We start from the raw sequence: 17,546 nt of genomic DNA, 5'->3' as shown, positions 1-17,546 counted from the left end.
GCGACGATGCCAGAGCAGCCAAACAGTCGCGCCGCCACTATACTGCCGGAGTTTTTTCCGCCATTGACCCGGAGAACTCTCCCCATGCTCAAACGCACCCTGGCGCTCGCCGCCGGTTTCGCTCTGTCCCTGTCCGCCGTCTTCGCCCACGCCGATACACCGAAGGAACTCAAGGTCTCCGCCATCCCCGACGAAGCCCCGACCGAACTGCTGCGCAAGTTCAAGCCGCTGGGCGCCTACCTTGAAGAGCAACTGGGCATGCCGGTGAAGTTCATCCCGGTGTCCGACTACGCCGGCGTGGTCGAGGCCCTGGCCTCGGATCGCCTGGACATGGCCTGGCTGGGCGGCTTCACCTTCGTCCAGGCGCGCTTGAAGACCGGCAACGCCATCCCGCTGGTGCAGCGCGAGCAGGACCAGCAGTTCACCAGCAAATTCATCACTGCCGACCCGAACGTGAAATCGATCCAGGACCTCAAGGGCAAGACCTTCGCCTTCGGCTCGGTCTCGTCCACCTCCGGCAGCCTGATGCCGCGCTACTTCATGCAGAAGGACGGCGTGGTGCCCGAGCAGTTCTTCTCCCGCGTCGCCTATTCCGGCGCCCACGACGCCACCGTGGCCTGGGTCCAGGCCGGCAAGGTCGATGCTGGCGTGCTCAACGCTTCGGTCTGGCAGAAGCTGGTGGACAGCGGCAAGGTCGACACCAACAAGGTGAAGGTCTTCGCCACTACGCCGACCTACTACGACTACAACTGGACCGTGCGCGGCAACCTCGATCCGGCCCTGGCCGAGAAGATCAAGAAAGCCTTCCTCGCCCTCGACCCGGGCAAACCGCGCGACAAGGAAATCCTCGACCTGCAGGCGGCCAGCCGCTTCATCGAGACCCAGCCTGAGAACTACAAGGGCATCGAGGAATCGGCGCGCGCCGCCGGCCTGCTGAAGTGACCCTGAAACTGACCGGCGTGGAGCACATCCACGCCAACGGCCAGCGCACGCTCGCCGGCATCGACCTGAGCGTCGATGCCGGCGAACGGGTGGCGATCATCGGCCCTTCGGGCGCCGGCAAGACCACCCTGCTGCGCATCCTGGCCACCGCCCTGAAACCCGCTTCCGGCAGTTTCGACCTGCTAGGCACCCAGCCGTGGGCACTGAGCGGCCCCGCGCGCCAGCGCCTGCGCTCGCGTATCGCCCTGGTGCATCAGGCTCCGCCGCTGCCACCGCGCCAGCGGGTGGTCACCGCCGTTCTCGCCGGCCGCCTCGGCCAATGGCCGCTGTGGAAAAGCCTGGCCAGCCTGCTCTACCCTCTCGACAGCACCGGCGCCCACAGCGAGCTGCAGCGCCTGGACCTGGGCGACAAGCTCTTCGAACGTTGCGACAAGCTTTCCGGCGGCCAGCTGCAACGCGTCGGCATCGCCCGTGCGCTGTACCAGCAGGCCGAAGTGCTGCTGGCGGATGAACCCGTCTCGGCCATGGACCCGGTGCTCGCCGGGCACACCCTCGGCGTGTTGACTCGGGAAGCGCAGAACCGCGGCGTAACGCTGCTCGCCAGCTTGCATGCCGTGGACCTGGCGCTGGAGCACTTCCCGCGTATCGTCGGCGTGCGTGATGGCCGTATCGCCTTCGACAAGGCGACACAGAGCGTCAGCCCCGACGACCTGCGCGCGCTGTACGCCAACGAGCAGCTCGGCCAGCAGGGTGCTTCCTCGCCGGAAGGCAGGCCCGTGGTGGTGCAGATCCCGCGATGCTGAACCCTGCTCTGTCGAAGACCTCGCTCCGCGATCCGGCGGCGCTGCCGCGCCTGCTGCTCACCCTGCTCGCCCTGGCCCTGCTGTGGCCTGGATTACGCCTGTCCGAACTGGATATCGCCAGCCTGTTCAGTGGCGACAACGCGCGGACCATGGCGAACTTCCTAGCCGGCTTCTGGCCGCCGGCCCATGACGACGAGTTCCTCGCCCTGCTCGGCCGCGCCACCCTGGAAACCCTGGCCATCGCCACCGCCGGCATGGCGCTGGCCTGGCTGATCGCCTTCCCCGCCGCCTTGCTGGCAACCCGCGCGCTGTCGATCTCCGCCCTGCCCCGCGGCGGGCTGCCGGCCTGGTGGGCGCGAGCGCTGCGCTGGCCGGTGCGCGGCCTGCTGATCGTGCTGCGCAGCGTACCGGAAATTGTCTGGGCGCTGCTGTTCGTCCGCGCCGTGGGCCTGGGTCCCACCGCCGGCGTGCTGGCCATCGCCATCACCTACGGCGGCATGCTCGGCAAGGTCTACGCGGAAATCTTCGAATCGGTGGACCCGCGACCGACGCGCGCTGTGCTGCTGGGCGGCGGCTCGCGGTTGCAGGCCTTCGCCTACGGCGTGCTGCCCTCGGCGGCGGCGGAACTGATTTCCTACACCGTCTATCGCTGGGAGTGCGCGATCCGCGCCTCGGTGGTGATGGGCTTCGTCGGCGCCGGCGGCCTCGGCCAGCAGATCGATCTGTCGCTGCGCATGTTCGCCGGCGGCGAGGTGGCCAGCATCCTGCTGACCTTCCTGGTGCTGGTGCTGGCCGCCGACCTGCTCAGCCGCTTCCTGCGCGGGAGGCTCGAATGACCGGCCTGCTGCGCAGCCTGGGCTGGCTGCTGCTGATCCTGCTCGCCGTCGGCGCGTCCTTCGCCTACCTGGAGATGGACAGCGGCGGCCTGTTCGACGCGCGCGGCCTGGGCCAGATGCTCGATTACGGGCGCGATTTCCTCTCGCCGGACCTGAGCGCAACGCACCTCGCGGCAGTCGGGCGCGGCGCCCTGGAGACCCTGGCCATGTCGGCCATCGGCACCCTGCTCGCAGCGCTGCTGGGCATGCTGCTGGCGCTGCCCGCGGCCGGGCGCTTCGGGCGTATTGCGCAGAGCCTCTCGCGGCTGCTGCTCAACGCCCTGCGCGCGGTGCCGGAGCTGGTCTGGGGCGCACTGATGGTGCTGGCCGCCGGCCTGGGCCCGAACGCCGGCACGCTCGCCCTGGCCCTGCACACCGGCGGCGTGCTCGGCCGGCTGTTCGCCGAGGCGCTGGAGAATTCCCCGAGCGCCCCGGCAGAAGCCGTGCGCCTGGCCGGTGGCGGACGCATCGCCGCATTCGCCTACGGCACCCTGCCGGCCGTCTGGCCGCAACTGGTGGCGTACATGCTCTACCGCTGGGAGAACAACATCCGCATGGCCAGCGTGCTCGGCTTCGTCGGCGCGGGTGGGCTGGGGCAGATGCTGTATTTCAGCCTCAGCCTGTTCCAGCAGGCCCAGGCGGCGACCGTGATCCTCGCCATGCTGTTGCTGGTGCTGTGTGTGGATTCGCTCAGCGCCTGGGCGCGGCAGCGCTGGGTGAGCCACTAGCGCTGGTGGAAGCGAGTGGGCCCCCCAGTTCTTGCTCGCGAACCGCCTCACGACGGAGTCACCGGTGAATCCGTTCGCGAGCAAGCTCGCTCCTACAGGTGAACCGCCGGCGCCTGGCGGGGCAGGACCGCACGCAATAAAAAGCCCGGCACACAGGCCAGGCTTTTTATTGCGTACGTCGGTTACGAGTCGCCGTGGATCACCTTGTCCAGGTCGATCGGGTCGCCGGGCTGGGTGCCGAGCTTCTGACGGATGTCCTCGAACATCGCGTCGTATTCCTTGTGATTGCGCACCATCGAGCCGAATCGCGGGTGCAGGCCATGCTTCTGCGCGATGCGGGTGGCATCGCTGGCGAAATTGAAGGCCTGTTCCTTGGGCATGTCCCATTCTTCGGTGAAGGCATTGCCGTCGATCTCGCCCTTCATGACGAAGTGAACGATGGTGCCTTTTTCCACATCCTTGCGGACTTCATAGTTGATGTGAGCGTCGATCTCCTGCTGCCCCAGCCCCGGCAGGGACTGGAGATGCAGATGGCCCGGTTCGAACATGGCGAATCTCCTTCTATGGAATCCCGACAGTCTAGCCGGCCTTGGCGAATTGGAAATCGCCCAGTGTCAGTGCACGGACTCTTTTCGAACTCTTTCCTGTACCAGCACCCAGGGGGCGATCACTACCGCCCAGAGCTCCGGGTCGCGGTCGAGAAAATCCTGCGCGAGCTTTTCGTCGACCTTGCTCAGCTCACCACTGGCCAGCCAGGCCGATACCTTCGCCCTGTCGTCCTCGGCCACGCCCATCGCGACCTCCACCAGATCGGCAGAACCCGCGACCTTGAGCAGGCTGCCGCGGGCAAAGAAGGGCGCGAGCTCCTGCCAGGAAATCTTCGCGGTTTCGCCAAGCAACTTGGCATAGAGGGTGCTAGCTTCTTCTGTCATGGATCTCACCTGGTAAACGAACGGCGCCATGATAGCGCCGGGACCGCGCCAGGCAAGGTTCGGACGGCGTTTTCCATGGTGACGAAAAACCCATGGGGATGAGTCGGAAGGCGCCGTTTTTCTGTACGTTTGTTTCAATCTTGCGACATGCCCACAGTCGGCTGTCCGCCCCCCGCTTTTCAAGCGGTCCGGCGGCACTCTACACTGTACCGGTACAGTTGCCGGTGGGCCTGTCCGGGGCAATCCCGGTCCGGTAGCCCCTCGGCCACCAGGACTACAAAAACGAAAACACAAGAAGAGTGGAGCACTATGAAAAAGGGTACTCAGCGTCTTTCCCAGCTGTTCACCGCCATGGCCCTGGCCGGCGTTGCCAGCTTCTCCATGGCCGCCGACACCATCAAGATCGCTCTGGCCGGCCCGGTGACCGGCGCAGTCGCCCAGTATGGGGAGATGCAGTTCATTGGCGCGAAAATGGCCATTGAGCAGATCAACAAGGCCGGCGGCGTCGACGGCAAGCAACTCGAAGGCGTGGTCTACGACGACGCTTGCGACCCGAAACAAGCCGTGGCCGTTGCCAACAAGATCGTCAACGATGGCGTCAAGTTCGTCGTTGGCCACCTGTGCTCCAGCTCCACTCAACCGGCTTCGGACATCTACGAAGACGAAGGCGTGCTGATGATCACCGCCGCCTCCACCAGCCCGGACATCACTTCCCGCGGCTACAAGCTGATCTTCCGCACCATCGGTCTCGACAGCCTGCAGGGCCCGACCGCCGGCAAGTTCATCGCCGAGCACATCAAGCCCAAGACCGTGGCCGTGATCCACGACAAGCAGCAGTACGGCGAAGGCATCGCCACTGCCGTGAAGAAGACCCTGGAAGGCGCCGGCATCAAGGTCGCCCTGTTCGAAGGCATCAACGCCGGCGACAAGGACTTCTCCGCGATGATCGCCAAGCTCAAGCAGGCCAAGGTCGACTTCGTCTACTACGGCGGCTACCACCCGGAGCTGGGCCTGATCCTGCGCCAGGCTGCCGAGAAAGGCCTGAAAGTCGGCTTCATGGGCCCGGAAGGCGTGGGTAACAAGGAAATCTCCGCCATCGCCGGCCCGGCTTCCGAAGGCCTGTATGTGACCCTGCCGAAGTCCTTCGACCAGGATCCGAAGAACCAGGCCCTGGTTGACGCCTTCAAGGCCAAGAACGAAGACCCGAGCGGTCCGTTCGTGTTCCCGGCCTACGCCGCGGTCCAGGTCATCGCCGAAGGCATCAAGAAAGCCGGCAGCGAGGACACCGACAAGGTAGCCGCCGCTCTGCGCGCCAACACCTTCGCAACCCCGACCGGTGACCTGGCCTTCGACGAGAAGGGCGACCTGAAGAACTTCAACTTCGTGGTCTACCAGTGGCACAAGGACGGCACCAAGACCGAAGCCAAGTAAGCCACCCGCCGCCACACAAAGCCCACTGCCCACGCAGTGGGCTTTGTTTATCCGAGTATTCCGGGGGTCCGTCGCGCCACAAGCGCCGCTTCACGCGACGCCCGAGGAGTTAGGTAATGCCTGAGCTCTATCACTACCTGCAACAGCTGATCAACGGCCTCACCGTCGGCAGCACCTATGCCCTGATCGCCATCGGCTACACCATGGTCTACGGCATCATCGGCATGATCAACTTCGCCCATGGCGAGGTGTACATGATTGGCTCGTACGTGGCCTTCATCGTGATCACGGGGCTGGCGATGATGGGAATCGTGAGTCTTCCTGTCGTCATCATCTGCACCTTCGCCGCGGCGATCATCGTCACCAGCGCCTACGGCTACAGCATCGAGCGGATCGCCTATCGGCCACTGCGCGGAAGCAACCGGCTGATTCCGCTGATCTCCGCGATCGGCATGTCGATCTTCCTGCAGAACGAAGTGCTACTCGCCCAGGATTCCAAGGACAAGGCAATCCCCAACCTGCTGCCGGGCAACTTCGTGATCGGCGCCGACGAAATGACCGGCGTGACCATCTCGTACATGCAGGTGCTGATCTTCATCGTCACCCTGCTGACCATGTACGGCCTGTCCATGTTCATCTCCCGCTCCCGCCTGGGCCGCGCCTGCCGCGCCTGCGCCGAGGACCTGAAGATGGCCAACCTGCTGGGCATCAATACCAACAACATCATCGCCCTGACCTTCGTCATCGGCGCCACCCTGGCCGCCGTGGCTGCGGTGCTGCTGGGCCTGCAATACGGCGTGATCAACCCGCACATCGGCTTCCTCGCCGGCATCAAGGCATTCACCGCCGCGGTGCTGGGCGGCATCGGCAGCATCCCGGGCGCCATGCTCGGCGGCCTGGTGCTGGGCGTGGCCGAAGCCTTTGGCGCCGACGTGTTCGGTGACCAGTACAAGGACGTGGTGGCCTTCACCCTGCTGGTGCTCGTGCTGCTCTTCCGCCCCACTGGCCTGCTCGGTCGCCCGGAGGTGGAAAAGGTATGACTCGGAAACTCAAGACCGCCTTCTTCAGCGCCCTGCTGGTGATGGCCGTGGCCTACCCGGTGCTGGGCCTGAAGCTCAGCGTGATCGGTATCGGCCTGCAGCTGGAAAACGTCAGCCCCACCCGCCTGTGGACCATCGCCGCCTGTGCCGTGCTGATGTTCGTCTGGCAGCTGGTGCGTGACCGCTTCGCCTTCGGCGGCAGCGTCAAGCAAGCCCTGTCGCATCCGCATACCCGTCTGGCCGAACGCCTGACCCACGCCTCCGTGCAACGCAAGATCATCATGGGCCTGATCGTCGTCGCCCTCGCCTGGCCGTTCTTCGGCTCGCGCGGCGCGGTGGACATCGCCACCCTGATCCTGATCTACGTGCTGCTGGGCCTGGGCCTGAACATCGTGGTGGGCCTGGCTGGCCTGCTCGACCTCGGCTACGTCGGCTTCTATGCCGTGGGCGCCTACAGCTACGCGCTGCTGTCGCACTACTACGGCCTGGGCTTCTGGGTGTGCCTGCCGATCGCCGGCCTGATGGCGGCGTTCTTCGGCTTCATCCTCGGCTTCCCGGTGTTGAGATTGCGCGGGGACTACCTGGCGATCGTGACCCTGGGCTTCGGCGAGATCATCCGCATCCTGCTGCGCAACATGACCGAGCTGACCGGCGGCCCCAACGGCATCAGCAACATCGACAAGCCGACCCTGTTCGGCCTGACCTTCGAGCGCCGCGCCCCCGAGGGCATGCAGACCTTCCACGAGTTCTTCGGCATCGCCTACAACTCGAACTACAAGGTCGTGTTCCTCTACCTGGTCGCGTTGCTGCTGGTGCTGCTGGTGCTGTTCGTGATCAACCGCCTGCTGCGCATGCCCCTGGGCCGCGCCTGGGAAGCCCTGCGCGAAGACGAGATCGCCTGCCGTGCGCTGGGCCTCAACCCGACGCTGATCAAGCTCTCCGCCTTCACCCTCGGCGCCTGCTTCGCCGGTTTTGCCGGCAGCTTCTTCGCCGCGCGCCAGGGCCTGGTCACCCCGGAGTCGTTCACCTTCATCGAATCGGCCATCATCCTCGCCATCGTGGTGCTGGGTGGCATGGGCTCCCAGCTCGGCGTCATCCTGGCCGCCGTGGTGATGATCCTGCTGCCCGAACTGATGCGTGAGTTCAGCGAGTACCGCATGCTGATGTTCGGCGCCCTCATGGTGCTGATGATGATCTGGCGTCCGCAGGGGCTTCTGCCCATGCAGCGCCCGCACCTGGAGTTGCGCAAATGAGCCGACCGATTCTTGAAGTATCCGGCCTCACCATGCGCTTCGGTGGGCTGCTGGCCGTCAACAACGTGGCCCTGAAGGTCCAGGAAAAACAGGTGATCTCGATGATCGGCCCCAACGGCGCCGGCAAGACCACCGTATTCAACTGCCTGACCGGCTTCTACGCCCCCACCGGTGGCGAGATCCTGCTGCGCGGCGAGCCCATCCAGGGCCTGCCGGGCCACAAGATCGCCCACAAGGGCGTGGTGCGGACCTTCCAGAACGTACGCCTGTTCAAGGAAATGACCGCGGTGGAGAACCTGCTGGTGGCGCAACACCGGCACATCAACACCAACTTCCTCGCCGGCCTGCTCAAGACCCCGGCCTTCCGTCGCGCGGAAGCCGAGGCCCTGGACTACGCCTCGCACTGGCTGGACATCGTCAACCTCAAGGACATCGCCAACCGCCCGGCGGGCACCCTCGCCTACGGCCAACAGCGCCGCCTGGAGATCGCCCGCTGCATGATGACCCGCCCGCAGCTGTTGATGCTGGACGAGCCGGCGGCCGGCCTGAACCCGCGGGAAACCGAGGACCTCAAGGCGCTGATCGCCATGTTGCGCTCCGAGCACGGCGTCACCGTCCTGCTCATCGAGCACGACATGAAGCTGGTGATGAGCATTTCCGACCATATCTACGTGATCAACCAGGGCACTCCCCTGGCGGACGGCACCCCGGAGGAAATCCGCGGCAACCCGGATGTGATCAAAGCCTATCTGGGGGAGTCCTGAGTCATGCTGAAGTTCGACAAGGTTTCCACCTTCTACGGCAAGATCCAGGCGCTGCACGACGTCAGCATGGAAGTCCAGCAGGGCGAGATCGTCACCCTGATCGGCGCCAACGGCGCTGGCAAGTCGACCCTGCTGATGACCCTGTGCGGCTCGCCGCGCGCCTCGTCCGGCAGCATCACCTATATGGGCGAGGAGCTGGTCGGCAAGGAATCCTCCGTGATCATGCGCAAGAGCATCGCCGTCGTGCCCGAAGGCCGCCGCGTGTTCGCCCGCCTGACCGTGGAAGAGAACCTCGCCATGGGCGGTTTCTTCACCAGCAAGGGTGACTACCAGGAGCAGATGGACAAGGTCCTGGCCCTGTTCCCACGTCTGAAGGAACGCTTCAACCAGCGCGGCGGCACCATGTCCGGCGGCGAACAGCAGATGCTCGCCATCGGCCGTGCGCTGATGAGCAAGCCCAAGCTGCTGCTGCTCGACGAGCCGTCCCTGGGCCTGGCGCCGATCATCATCCAGCAGATCTTCGACATCGTCGAACAGCTGCGCCAGGAAGGCGTGACCGTCTTCCTCGTCGAGCAGAACGCCAACCAGGCGCTCAAGCTCGCCGACCGCGGCTACGTGCTGGAAAACGGTCGCATCGTCATGCAGGACACCGGCGCCAACCTGCTGGTGAACCCCAAGGTGCGCGACGCGTACCTCGGCGGCTGACCTTTTCCATTGCGTTGAGAAACGGCCCTTCGGGGCCGTTTTTCATTTCTGACGCACAAACGAGAACGCCGCCCGGTGGGCGGCGTTCTCACATCGGGGTGGATCAGGTGCCGTAGCTCAGCACCTGAGCGCGCCGGCGCAACTGGGAAACGACATCATCCTCCATGCGACCTTCGGAGATCAGCAGGTCGCGGCGGATGGTCTGCACCGCATCCGCACTCTGGTCATGGTCGGCCAGATGCTGGCCCTCGATGACTCGCCGTAGTACCACGTCTCCTTCGTCGTTGGTGAGGGTCAGAATTCGGCCGCCGTCGGGGCGTGCCGGGCCCAGGGAGGGAGCGTAGGGAGCGAAGGTCTCGGTCAGCAGGGCGCTTAGCCGGTCCATGTCGTATCTCCTTGTTGCGAAATGAAAAAACACAGGAAGAAGACCGCACGTTCGGCGATAAAGTTCGCGAGTTTCAGTACCGTTGGTCATGACGGCATGTTTCACAGCCCGTTCCTGCGGGCATGAAAAAACCCGCCGATTGGCGGGTTTTTCCGGACAGCGAGCCGCGTTTTAGAGTGGCTTGCCGCGGTTGCCGTGGGCGCTGACGAAGGCCTGAATCTTGGCCAGCTCGTTCGGCAGAACGGTGCAACGCTCTTCGCGCTGGAACAGGTCGGTCAGGTGCGCCGGTAGCGCCGGGACGGCCTCGATGCCGGCCTTCTCCACCGCTTCCGGGAACTTGACCGGATGCGCGGTGCCCAGGGTGACCATGGGCACCGCCAGGCTACGACGGCACTCGCGAGCGGCGCGCACGCCGATGGCGGTGTGCGGGTCCAGCAGTTCGCCGGACTCGGCGTAGACCTGGGCGATGGTCTCGCAGGTCTCCTCGTCGCTCACCGCCAGCGAATCGAACAGGCGGCGGGCTTCGGTCCAGCGGTCATCCTCGACGGCCAGCTTGCCGGTGGCCTTGAAGTTGTCCATCAGCTCGGCAACAGCCTTGCCATTGCGGCCGTGCAGGTCGAACAGCAGGCGCTCGAAGTTGGACGAGACCATGATGTCCATGGACGGCGACAGCGACGCGTGCAGGGTGTCCTTGTCGTAGCGGTTGCCGGACATGAAGCGGTGCAGGATGTCGTTGCGGTTGGTCGCGACGATCAGCTGGCTGACCGGCAGGCCCATGTTGCGCGCCAGGTAGCCGGCGAAGATGTCGCCGAAGTTGCCGGTGGGCACCGAGAAGGCCACGGAGCGGGCCGGTGCGCCGAGCTGCAGGGCGGCATGGAAGTAGTAGACGATCTGGGCCATGATCCGCGCCCAGTTGATCGAGTTCACTGCCACCAGGCGGGTGCCTTTCAGGAAGCCCTGGTCGGCGAAGCTGGCCTTGACCATCTCTTGGCAGTCGTCGAAGTTGCCTTCGATGGCGATGTTGTGGATGTTCTCGCCGAGGATGGTGGTCATCTGCCGGCGCTGCACCTCGGACACACGGTTGTGCGGGTGCATGATGAAGATATCGACGTTCTCGCAGGCCTTGCAGCCCTCGATGGCGGCCGAGCCGGTGTCGCCGGAGGTGGCGCCCATGATCACCACACGCTCGCCGCGCTTGGTCAGCACGTGGTCGAGCAGGCGGCCGAGCAGTTGCAGGGCGAAGTCCTTGAAGGCCAGGGTCGGGCCGTGGAACAGCTCCAGCACCCACTCGTTGCCGTTGAGCTGGCGCAGCGGCGCCACGGCGTTGTGGGCGAAGACGCCGTAGGTCTCCTCGAGGATCTTCTTGAAGTCGGCATCGGAAATGCTGCCGGCAACGAACGGGCGCATCACCCGGAAGGCCAACTCGTGGTAAGGCAGGCCGGCCCAGGAGGCAATCTCCTCGACGGTGAAGCGCGGCAGGTTTTCCGGCACATAGAGGCCGCCGTCGCTGGCCAGGCCAGCCAGCAGCACGTCTTCGAAGTTCAGCGCAGGCGCCTGGCCGCGGGTACTGATGTAACGCATGGTGTGAAACCTTCGGGTTGGCAGCGGCGCGCAGGCGCCGCCGCAGTCGATTCAATTCAGTTGTTCGACGCGGATGCGTACGACATTGCCGACGACGTCATCCAGCGCTTCCAGCGCGGCGATGGCTTCGATGATGCGGGACTCGAGCACGCGGTGGGTAACCAGGATCATCGGCACCAGACCGTCATGCTCTTCGACTTCCATCTGCATGATCGATTCGATGTTGATGCCGCGCTCGGAGAGGATGGTCGCCACCTGGGCCAGTACGCCCGGATGGTCCTTGGCCTGGATGCGCAGGTAGTAGGCGCTTTCGCAGGCGTCGATCGGCAGGATCGGGTGGTCGGAGAGCGAGTCCGGCTGGAAGGCCAGGTGCGGCACGCGGTTCTCCGGGTCGGCGGTCATGGCGCGAACCACGTCCACCAGGTCGGCGACCACCGAGGAAGCGGTGGGCTCCATGCCGGCGCCGGCGCCGTAGAACAGCGTGGAACCGGCGGCATCGCCGTTGACCATGACCGCGTTCATCACGCCATTCACATTGGCGATCAGGCGGTCGGCCGGGATCAGGGTCGGGTGCACGCGCAGCTCGATACCCTTGTCGGTACGGCGGGCGACGCCCAGGTGCTTGATGCGGTAGCCCAGCGCCTCGGCGTAGTTCACATCGGCGGTGGTCAGTTGGGTGATGCCTTCGGTGTAGGCCTTGTCGAACTGCAGCGGGATGCCGAAGGCGATGGACGCCAGGATGGTCAGCTTGTGCGCGGCGTCGATGCCTTCGACGTCGAAGGTCGGATCGGCTTCGGCATAACCCAGCGCCTGGGCTTCCTTGAGCACGTCGGCGAAGGCACGGCCTTTCTCGCGCATCTCGGTGAGGATGAAGTTGCCGGTGCCGTTGATGATGCCGGCCAGCCAGTTGATGCGGTTGGCGGCCAGGCCCTCGCGGATCGCCTTGATCACCGGAATGCCACCGGCCACGGCGGCTTCGAAGGCGACGATGACGCCCTTCTCGCGGGCCTTGGCAAAGATCTCGTTGCCGTGCACGGCGATCAGCGCCTTGTTGGCGGTGACCACGTGCTTGCCGTTCTCGATGGCCTTGAGCACCAGCTCGTGGGCCAGGGTATAGCCACCGATCAGCTCGATGACGACGTCGATTTCCGGGTTGTTTGCCACGTCGAAGATATCGGCAGTAATGGGGGTACTGCCGGTTTCACACTTCGGATTGGGGCGACGGGCGGCAATCTGCGCAACCTCGATACCACGCCCGGCACGGCGGGCAATCTCCTCGGCGTTGCGTTTGAGTACATTGAAGGTACCGCCACCGACGGTCCCCAACCCACAGATTCCCACTTTCACCGGTTTCACGCTGAAACTCCCCATGATTACAGCATCGGGGTGCCTGAGACGCCGATGCCCGCAACGAGGCGGGCACGGCAGCAGGCACCAAGTCAGAACAGGCGAGGCGCCTGTTCCCTAGTCAAAAGGAACCGAACATTACGAAGCGGTTCCGTATTAGTCAATCAGAGCGCAAGCCGCGGCTTACTTGGCTTCCAGCGCCAGCTTGGCGATCTGGCCGGCCGGCTGGTAGCCCGGCAGCATGGTGCCATCAGCAAGGATGATCGCCGGGGTGCCCTGCACACCGACCATCTGACCCAGGGCGAACTGCGCATCCACCGGGTTATCGCACTTGGCGGCCTTCACTTCCTTCTCGTGGAACATGTCGCTCATGGCCGACTGGCGGTCCTTCGAACACCACACGGCCTGCAGCTGCGCATCGCCTGGCGAGTTCGGCCCCTGGCGCGGGAAGGCCAGGTAGCGCACCTCGATGCCGCGCTTCTGCAGTTCCGGCACTTCGGCGTGCAGCTTCTGGCAGTACGGGCAGGTGGTGTCGGTGAAGACGGTGATGTGCGCCTTGGTCTCGCCCTTGGCCGGGAACACGACCATGTCCTTGGCGGCGATGGCGTTGATGGTCTTGGCCACGCCGGCGCTCTCGGCCTTCTCGGTCAGGTTGGTCGGCTTGCCGTCCTTCACCTGGTAGATATTGCCCTGGACGACGAACTGGCCGTCGGCGCTGGCGTAAAGAATACGGCCGCCCTTGAGCTGCACCTGGTAGATGCCATCCAGAGGACCCTTGGAGATATTCTCGATGGGCAGGTCAGGCTGCAGCGATTGCAGGGTGGTGCGGATCGCCTGGTCCGGTTCGGCGGCCAGGGCGAGAGTGCTGGCGAGGCCGATAGCCATACCAGCCAGAAGTCGAGACAAACGCATGGAAAACTCCTGATGTCAGTCGGCGAAGACTATCACACCGGGCCGGCAAGACCGAGCCAAAGGCTGTAGCGGGAAGCTTCGGCGTAGCGGTGTCTCACAAGCCTGATTCGCAAAGATCGAACAAGGTGTAGACATCCCTGTCGCGGCAACCTGCCCAAGTTCGATCCCGGCCCGGCCATCCATGGCCGGTCGTTCGCGGGGCAACGCATGCGTTGCCGGAGCCCCGCTCACCCACGGGGATGATGCTGGGCGTGCAGGTCCTGCAGACGTGCTCGGGCAATGTGCGTGTAGATCTGCGTGGTCGACAGATCGCTATGCCCCAGCAGCATCTGTACCACGCGCAGGTCGGCGCCGTGATTGAGCAGATGGGTGGCAAAGGCGTGGCGCAAGGTGTGCGGCGACAGGCTCTTGCCGATGCCGGCCACCCTCGCGTGCAGCTTGATGCGGTGCCAGAAGGTCTGCCGGGTCATCTGCTCGCCACGCAGACTGGGGAACAGCACGTCGCTGGGCCGTCCGGCCAGCAGATCACCGCGGGCCTCGCGGACATAGCGCTCGATCCAGCGGATCGCCTCCTCACCCAGCGGCACCAGGCGCTCCTTGCTGCCCTTGCCGAGCACCCGCACCACCCCCTGGCGCAGGTTCACCTGCTCCAGGGTCAGGCCGACCAGCTCGCTGACCCGCAGGCCGCAGGCATACAGCACTTCGAGCATGGTGCGATCGCGCAGCCCGAGCGGATCATCGGTCTCCGGCGCGGCCAGCAATGCCTCCACATCCGCCTCCGACAGCGATTTGGGCAGCGGCTTGCCCAGTTGCGGCAGGTCCACCAGCAGCGTCGGATCCTCGGCGATCAGGCCTTCGCGCAGGCAATAACGGTAAAAGCCTCGCAGCCCGGAAAGGAATCGCGCCGTGGAGCGGGCCTTGTAGCCCTCGCCCAGGCGCCAGGCCAGATGGTCGAGGATCACGTCGCGACCAGCCGCCTCCAGCACCACGCCGCGCTGGTCCAGCCAGCCGTTGAACAGGGCGAGATCGCTCCCATACGCACTGCGGGTGTTGTCGGAGAGCCCCTTCTCCAGCCAGAGGGCATCGAGGAAGCGGTCGATCAGGGGATGAGCAATCGGAGTCATTTCACGCCAGTACAAAGGAAAAAGCGGCGCCGGTAGTCTTTCATAGACACCATCCCCCTCACCACTGCTGCACAACCTCGGACGGTCCATGGACGAACACAGCACCTATTACGCCTTCGCCGGTATCGGCATCGCCGCCCTCCTCAGCCAATGGCTGGCCTGGCGCCTGCGTCTGCCGGCGATTCTCTTCCTGCTGTTGAGCGGCATCCTGGTTGGCCCGATCCTGCACGTGCTGTCGCCCGAAGCGTTGTTCGGCCCGCTGTTGTTCCCCGTCGTCTCCCTCGCGGTAGCCCTGGTGCTGTTCGAGGGCAGCCTGACCCTGCACCTGGACGAGTGGAAGGAAATCGGCACCGTGGTACGCCGCATGGTGACCATTGGAGCGCTGGTCACCTGGGGCGTGATCGCCCTGGCCACCCACTACCTGCTGGACTTCACCTGGGAGATGGCGCTGCTGTTCGGCACGCTCACCCTGGTGACCGGCCCCACCGTGATCGTGCCGATGCTGCGCGTGGTCCGCCCCAACGCCACCATCGCCAACATCCTGCGCTGGGAGGGCATCGTCATCGACCCCATCGGCGCCATCCTCGCCGTGGTGGTGTACACCTTCATCGCCGCGAGCGACGCAGGCTCCGGGTGGACCGACAGCCTGCTGACCTTCATCAGCGTGATCGGTTGCGGCATCCTCTTCGGCCTGCTCGGCGGCCAGGCGCTGGGCGTCGCGCTGCGTCGCCACTGGCTGCCGGACTACCTGCACAACCTGGCATCGCTGTCGGTCGTCCTTGGCGTGTTCGTGCTGTCCAACACCGTGATGTCCGAGTCAGGATTGCTCGCCGTCACCGTGATGGGCCTGCGCATGGCCAACATGCAGGGCGTCGACGTGCGACACATCCTGCACTTCAAGGAGAACCTCAGCGTCCTGCTGATTTCCGGCCTGTTCGTGCTGCTTGCCGCGCGGCTGGACTTGCCGGCCCTGCTCGGCCTGGGGCCGATCGCGCTGCTGGTGCTGGTGCTGATCCAGTTCGTCGCACGGCCGCTGAACGTGCTGATCGCCACGGCCGGGTCAACGCTGAACTGGCGGGAACGGGCGCTGCTGAGTTGGATCGCGCCCAGGGGAATCGTCGCCGCGGCGGTCTCGGCGATCTTCGCCATCCGCCTGCAGGAAGCCGGCCATGCCCAGGCCGGCGTGCTGGTGCCGCTGACCTTCCTGGTGATCATCGGCACGGTGATCCTGCAAAGCGCCACCGCACGACCGCTGGCCCGCCTGCTGAAAGTTGCCGAGCCGGTGCCCACCGGCTTCCTCATCATCGGCGCCAACCCGGTGGCCCGCGCCATCGGCACCGGCCTGCAGAATGCCGGCGTGGAGGTACTGCTCACCGACTCGAGCTGGGAGAACACCCGCGCCGCGCGCATGGACAACCTGCCCACCTACTTCGGCAACCCGGCCTCGCAGCACGCCGAGGCGCACCTGGACCTGATCGGCCTGGGGCACCTGCTGGCCTTGTCGCCCAATGCCGAACTCAATGCGCTGATGTGCATGAGCTTTCGCCACGAGTTCAACCCGCGCCAGCGCTTCATCCTGCCCAGCAGCCAGGACAGCAGGCGCAGCGAGAAGCATCGGGTCAGCGACCGCCATCGCGGCCGGCCGCTGGGGCAATCGACGATCACTTATCCACAGATGGCTGGCCTTATCGCTCGCGGCGCGGAAATCCGCTCGACCCTACTGAGCGAGAACTTTGGCTGGGAGGACTATCAGGCGCTGCACGAAGGCCGTGCGCTGCTGCTGTTCGCCAAGGACCCGAATGGCCGCCTGCACATTGCCAGCCCCGAGCGGCCGCTGACGCCCGGCACGGGATGGACGGTGATTTCGCTGATCGAGGAAGTAGCTGAAGGGGCGTCGAGTAGGAATGAAACGGCCCAAGTCGCAAGAACCTGACGACTGGCTACGTCACCCTATCTTACGGTTGGTGACAGAATATGTCTGACAGACAATGATTGCACCACGCCATCATTGCGCCCCACGAAGCCCACGCCATGCCCAGTCAACAGAACTCTCGTCTCGGCCAGATCCTTGTCAGCAAGGGCCTGATTACCTCCCAACAGCTGGACAAGGCCATCCAGCTCCAGCTCACCAACGGCCTGCGCCTGGGCGAAACCCTGATCCAGCAGGGCTGGATCAGCGAACGCCAGCTCGGCCGTGCGCTGAAGAAGCAGAACAACCTGCGCCTGGCGGCGACGCTGGTCGCCGCGCTGCTCAGCCCGTTCCAGCTGGCCAGCGCCGATGTGCAGCGCCAGGCACCGACGAGCATCACCCGCCATGAGGCGCCCAAGGGCTTGAAGCCACTGAGCGACCGCGAGATGAGCGATGTCAGCGCCCAAGGTTTCGATGACACCCTGCAGAGCCTGCTGGTCAGCGCCGAGAGCGGCGATGGAGTCGGCGCCATCAAGCAACTGTCGCGCCTGGTAATGCCCGTCGTGGACAGCCTCGACGCCGAAACCTCTCTGCACGACGTCCAGTACGACACGCTGCATGCCTCCTCCAGCCTGAATCCCGATGGCTCGATCAACGTGCGCCTGCCCAGCTCCATCGGCGAGGTGCGCTTCGACAACATCCGCGTCGCCGGTGCACCGAAGACCCAGAGCATGGGCAGCCTGAGCCTGCAGAACATCGACCTGTCCCAGGCCTCGCTGAAGATCAGCCTGCGCCACTGAAGGCGGCCTGAAATG

Annotated in this window: 18 protein-coding genes; 11 read left to right on the top strand and 7 right to left on the bottom strand. The window is 65.1% G+C overall.

Features of this window, described 5'->3' with window-relative positions:
* The first annotated feature begins 84 nt into the window (after positions 1-84).
* Genes GJV37_RS01975 through phnE form a run of 4 tightly spaced genes read left to right on the top strand, consistent with a single transcriptional unit; the run spans position 85 to position 3,348 of the window.
* A complete protein-coding gene (locus GJV37_RS01975; RefSeq protein WP_024764632.1) occupies positions 85-942 on the top strand; it encodes a putative selenate ABC transporter substrate-binding protein in 858 nt (285 codons plus the stop codon).
* Positions 939-1,745, top strand: coding sequence for a phosphonate ABC transporter ATP-binding protein (locus tag GJV37_RS01970; protein ID WP_193452119.1), 807 nt, complete (start codon positions 939-941; stop codon positions 1,743-1,745). The genes GJV37_RS01975 and GJV37_RS01970 overlap by 4 nt, the downstream gene beginning before the upstream one ends.
* Complete coding sequence (locus GJV37_RS01965) at positions 1,739-2,581, top strand: PhnE/PtxC family ABC transporter permease (protein ID WP_193452118.1); 843 nt, start codon at positions 1,739-1,741, stop codon at positions 2,579-2,581. Before GJV37_RS01970 ends, GJV37_RS01965 begins: the two co-directional genes overlap by 7 nt.
* On the top strand, positions 2,578-3,348 hold the full coding sequence (gene phnE / locus GJV37_RS01960; protein WP_084357577.1) for a phosphonate ABC transporter, permease protein PhnE: 771 nt from the start codon (positions 2,578-2,580) through the stop codon (positions 3,346-3,348). Before GJV37_RS01965 ends, phnE begins: the two co-directional genes overlap by 4 nt.
* A gap of 182 nt (positions 3,349-3,530) precedes the next feature.
* On the opposite strand, the gene GJV37_RS01955 is transcribed toward phnE, so the two are convergent.
* Positions 3,531-3,896 carry a DUF5064 family protein gene (locus GJV37_RS01955; protein ID WP_024766898.1) on the bottom strand — a complete coding sequence of 122 codons (366 nt, stop codon included), beginning with the start codon at positions 3,894-3,896 and terminating at the stop codon, positions 3,531-3,533.
* A gap of 66 nt (positions 3,897-3,962) precedes the next feature.
* On the bottom strand, positions 3,963-4,280 hold the full coding sequence (locus GJV37_RS01950; protein ID WP_024766897.1) for a DUF2288 domain-containing protein: 318 nt from the start codon (positions 4,278-4,280) through the stop codon (positions 3,963-3,965).
* A 309-nt stretch (positions 4,281-4,589) separates the two neighbouring features.
* Between GJV37_RS01950 and GJV37_RS01945 the strand changes: the two genes are divergently transcribed.
* From GJV37_RS01945 to GJV37_RS01925, 5 genes are all read left to right on the top strand, one after another.
* Positions 4,590-5,711 (top strand): branched-chain amino acid ABC transporter substrate-binding protein, encoded by a 1,122-nt coding sequence (locus tag GJV37_RS01945; RefSeq protein ID WP_024766896.1) that lies wholly within the window; start codon positions 4,590-4,592, stop codon positions 5,709-5,711.
* Between the two features lie 116 nt (positions 5,712-5,827).
* Positions 5,828-6,751, top strand: coding sequence for a high-affinity branched-chain amino acid ABC transporter permease LivH (gene livH, locus GJV37_RS01940; RefSeq protein ID WP_024766895.1), 924 nt, complete (start codon positions 5,828-5,830; stop codon positions 6,749-6,751).
* The gene (locus GJV37_RS01935) at positions 6,748-8,004 is read left to right on the top strand and encodes a high-affinity branched-chain amino acid ABC transporter permease LivM (protein WP_054907400.1); all 1,257 of its coding nucleotides are present in this window, start codon (positions 6,748-6,750) and stop codon (positions 8,002-8,004) included. Before livH ends, GJV37_RS01935 begins: the two co-directional genes overlap by 4 nt.
* A complete protein-coding gene (gene livG, locus GJV37_RS01930) occupies positions 8,001-8,768 on the top strand; it encodes a high-affinity branched-chain amino acid ABC transporter ATP-binding protein LivG (RefSeq protein ID WP_024766893.1) in 768 nt (255 codons plus the stop codon). Before GJV37_RS01935 ends, livG begins: the two co-directional genes overlap by 4 nt.
* 3 nt (positions 8,769-8,771) lie before the next feature.
* A complete protein-coding gene (locus GJV37_RS01925) occupies positions 8,772-9,473 on the top strand; it encodes an ABC transporter ATP-binding protein (protein WP_024766892.1) in 702 nt (233 codons plus the stop codon).
* A 103-nt stretch (positions 9,474-9,576) separates the two neighbouring features.
* On the opposite strand, the gene GJV37_RS01920 is transcribed toward GJV37_RS01925, so the two are convergent.
* From GJV37_RS01920 to xerD, 5 genes are all read right to left on the bottom strand, one after another.
* Positions 9,577-9,858: a DUF3509 domain-containing protein gene (locus tag GJV37_RS01920; RefSeq protein WP_024766891.1), complete on the bottom strand. Its 282-nt coding sequence runs from the start codon at positions 9,856-9,858 to the stop codon at positions 9,577-9,579.
* Between the two features lie 171 nt (positions 9,859-10,029).
* Positions 10,030-11,439 (bottom strand): threonine synthase, encoded by a 1,410-nt coding sequence (thrC, locus tag GJV37_RS01915; RefSeq protein ID WP_170859346.1) that lies wholly within the window; start codon positions 11,437-11,439, stop codon positions 10,030-10,032.
* Between the two features lie 51 nt (positions 11,440-11,490).
* Positions 11,491-12,795: a homoserine dehydrogenase gene (locus GJV37_RS01910; protein WP_024766890.1), complete on the bottom strand. Its 1,305-nt coding sequence runs from the start codon at positions 12,793-12,795 to the stop codon at positions 11,491-11,493.
* 174 nt (positions 12,796-12,969) lie between these two features.
* Positions 12,970-13,698 carry a disulfide isomerase DsbC N-terminal domain-containing protein gene (locus GJV37_RS01905; protein WP_024766889.1) on the bottom strand — a complete coding sequence of 243 codons (729 nt, stop codon included), beginning with the start codon at positions 13,696-13,698 and terminating at the stop codon, positions 12,970-12,972.
* Between the two features lie 227 nt (positions 13,699-13,925).
* The gene (gene xerD / locus GJV37_RS01900; RefSeq protein ID WP_024766888.1) at positions 13,926-14,822 is read right to left on the bottom strand and encodes a site-specific tyrosine recombinase XerD; all 897 of its coding nucleotides are present in this window, start codon (positions 14,820-14,822) and stop codon (positions 13,926-13,928) included.
* A gap of 88 nt (positions 14,823-14,910) precedes the next feature.
* Here xerD and GJV37_RS01895 point away from each other — a divergent pair, with 88 nt between their 5' ends.
* Positions 14,911-16,755, top strand: a complete 1,845-nt coding sequence (locus tag GJV37_RS01895) for a cation:proton antiporter (RefSeq protein ID WP_024766887.1) — start codon at positions 14,911-14,913, stop codon at positions 16,753-16,755.
* Positions 16,756-16,853: 98 nt separating this feature from the next.
* The gene (locus GJV37_RS01890) at positions 16,854-17,531 is read left to right on the top strand and encodes a cyclic di-GMP-binding domain-containing protein, MshE-related (protein WP_024766886.1); all 678 of its coding nucleotides are present in this window, start codon (positions 16,854-16,856) and stop codon (positions 17,529-17,531) included.
* Positions 17,532-17,546 lie beyond the last annotated feature (15 nt).

The sequence above is a fragment of the Pseudomonas nitroreducens genome (assembly GCF_010994165.1).
GTDB classification, from domain to species: domain Bacteria; phylum Pseudomonadota; class Gammaproteobacteria; order Pseudomonadales; family Pseudomonadaceae; genus Pseudomonas; species Pseudomonas nitroreducens.
The sequence above is the reverse complement of the archived record's forward strand: the minus strand, read 5'-3'. Positions and strand labels throughout refer to the sequence as shown.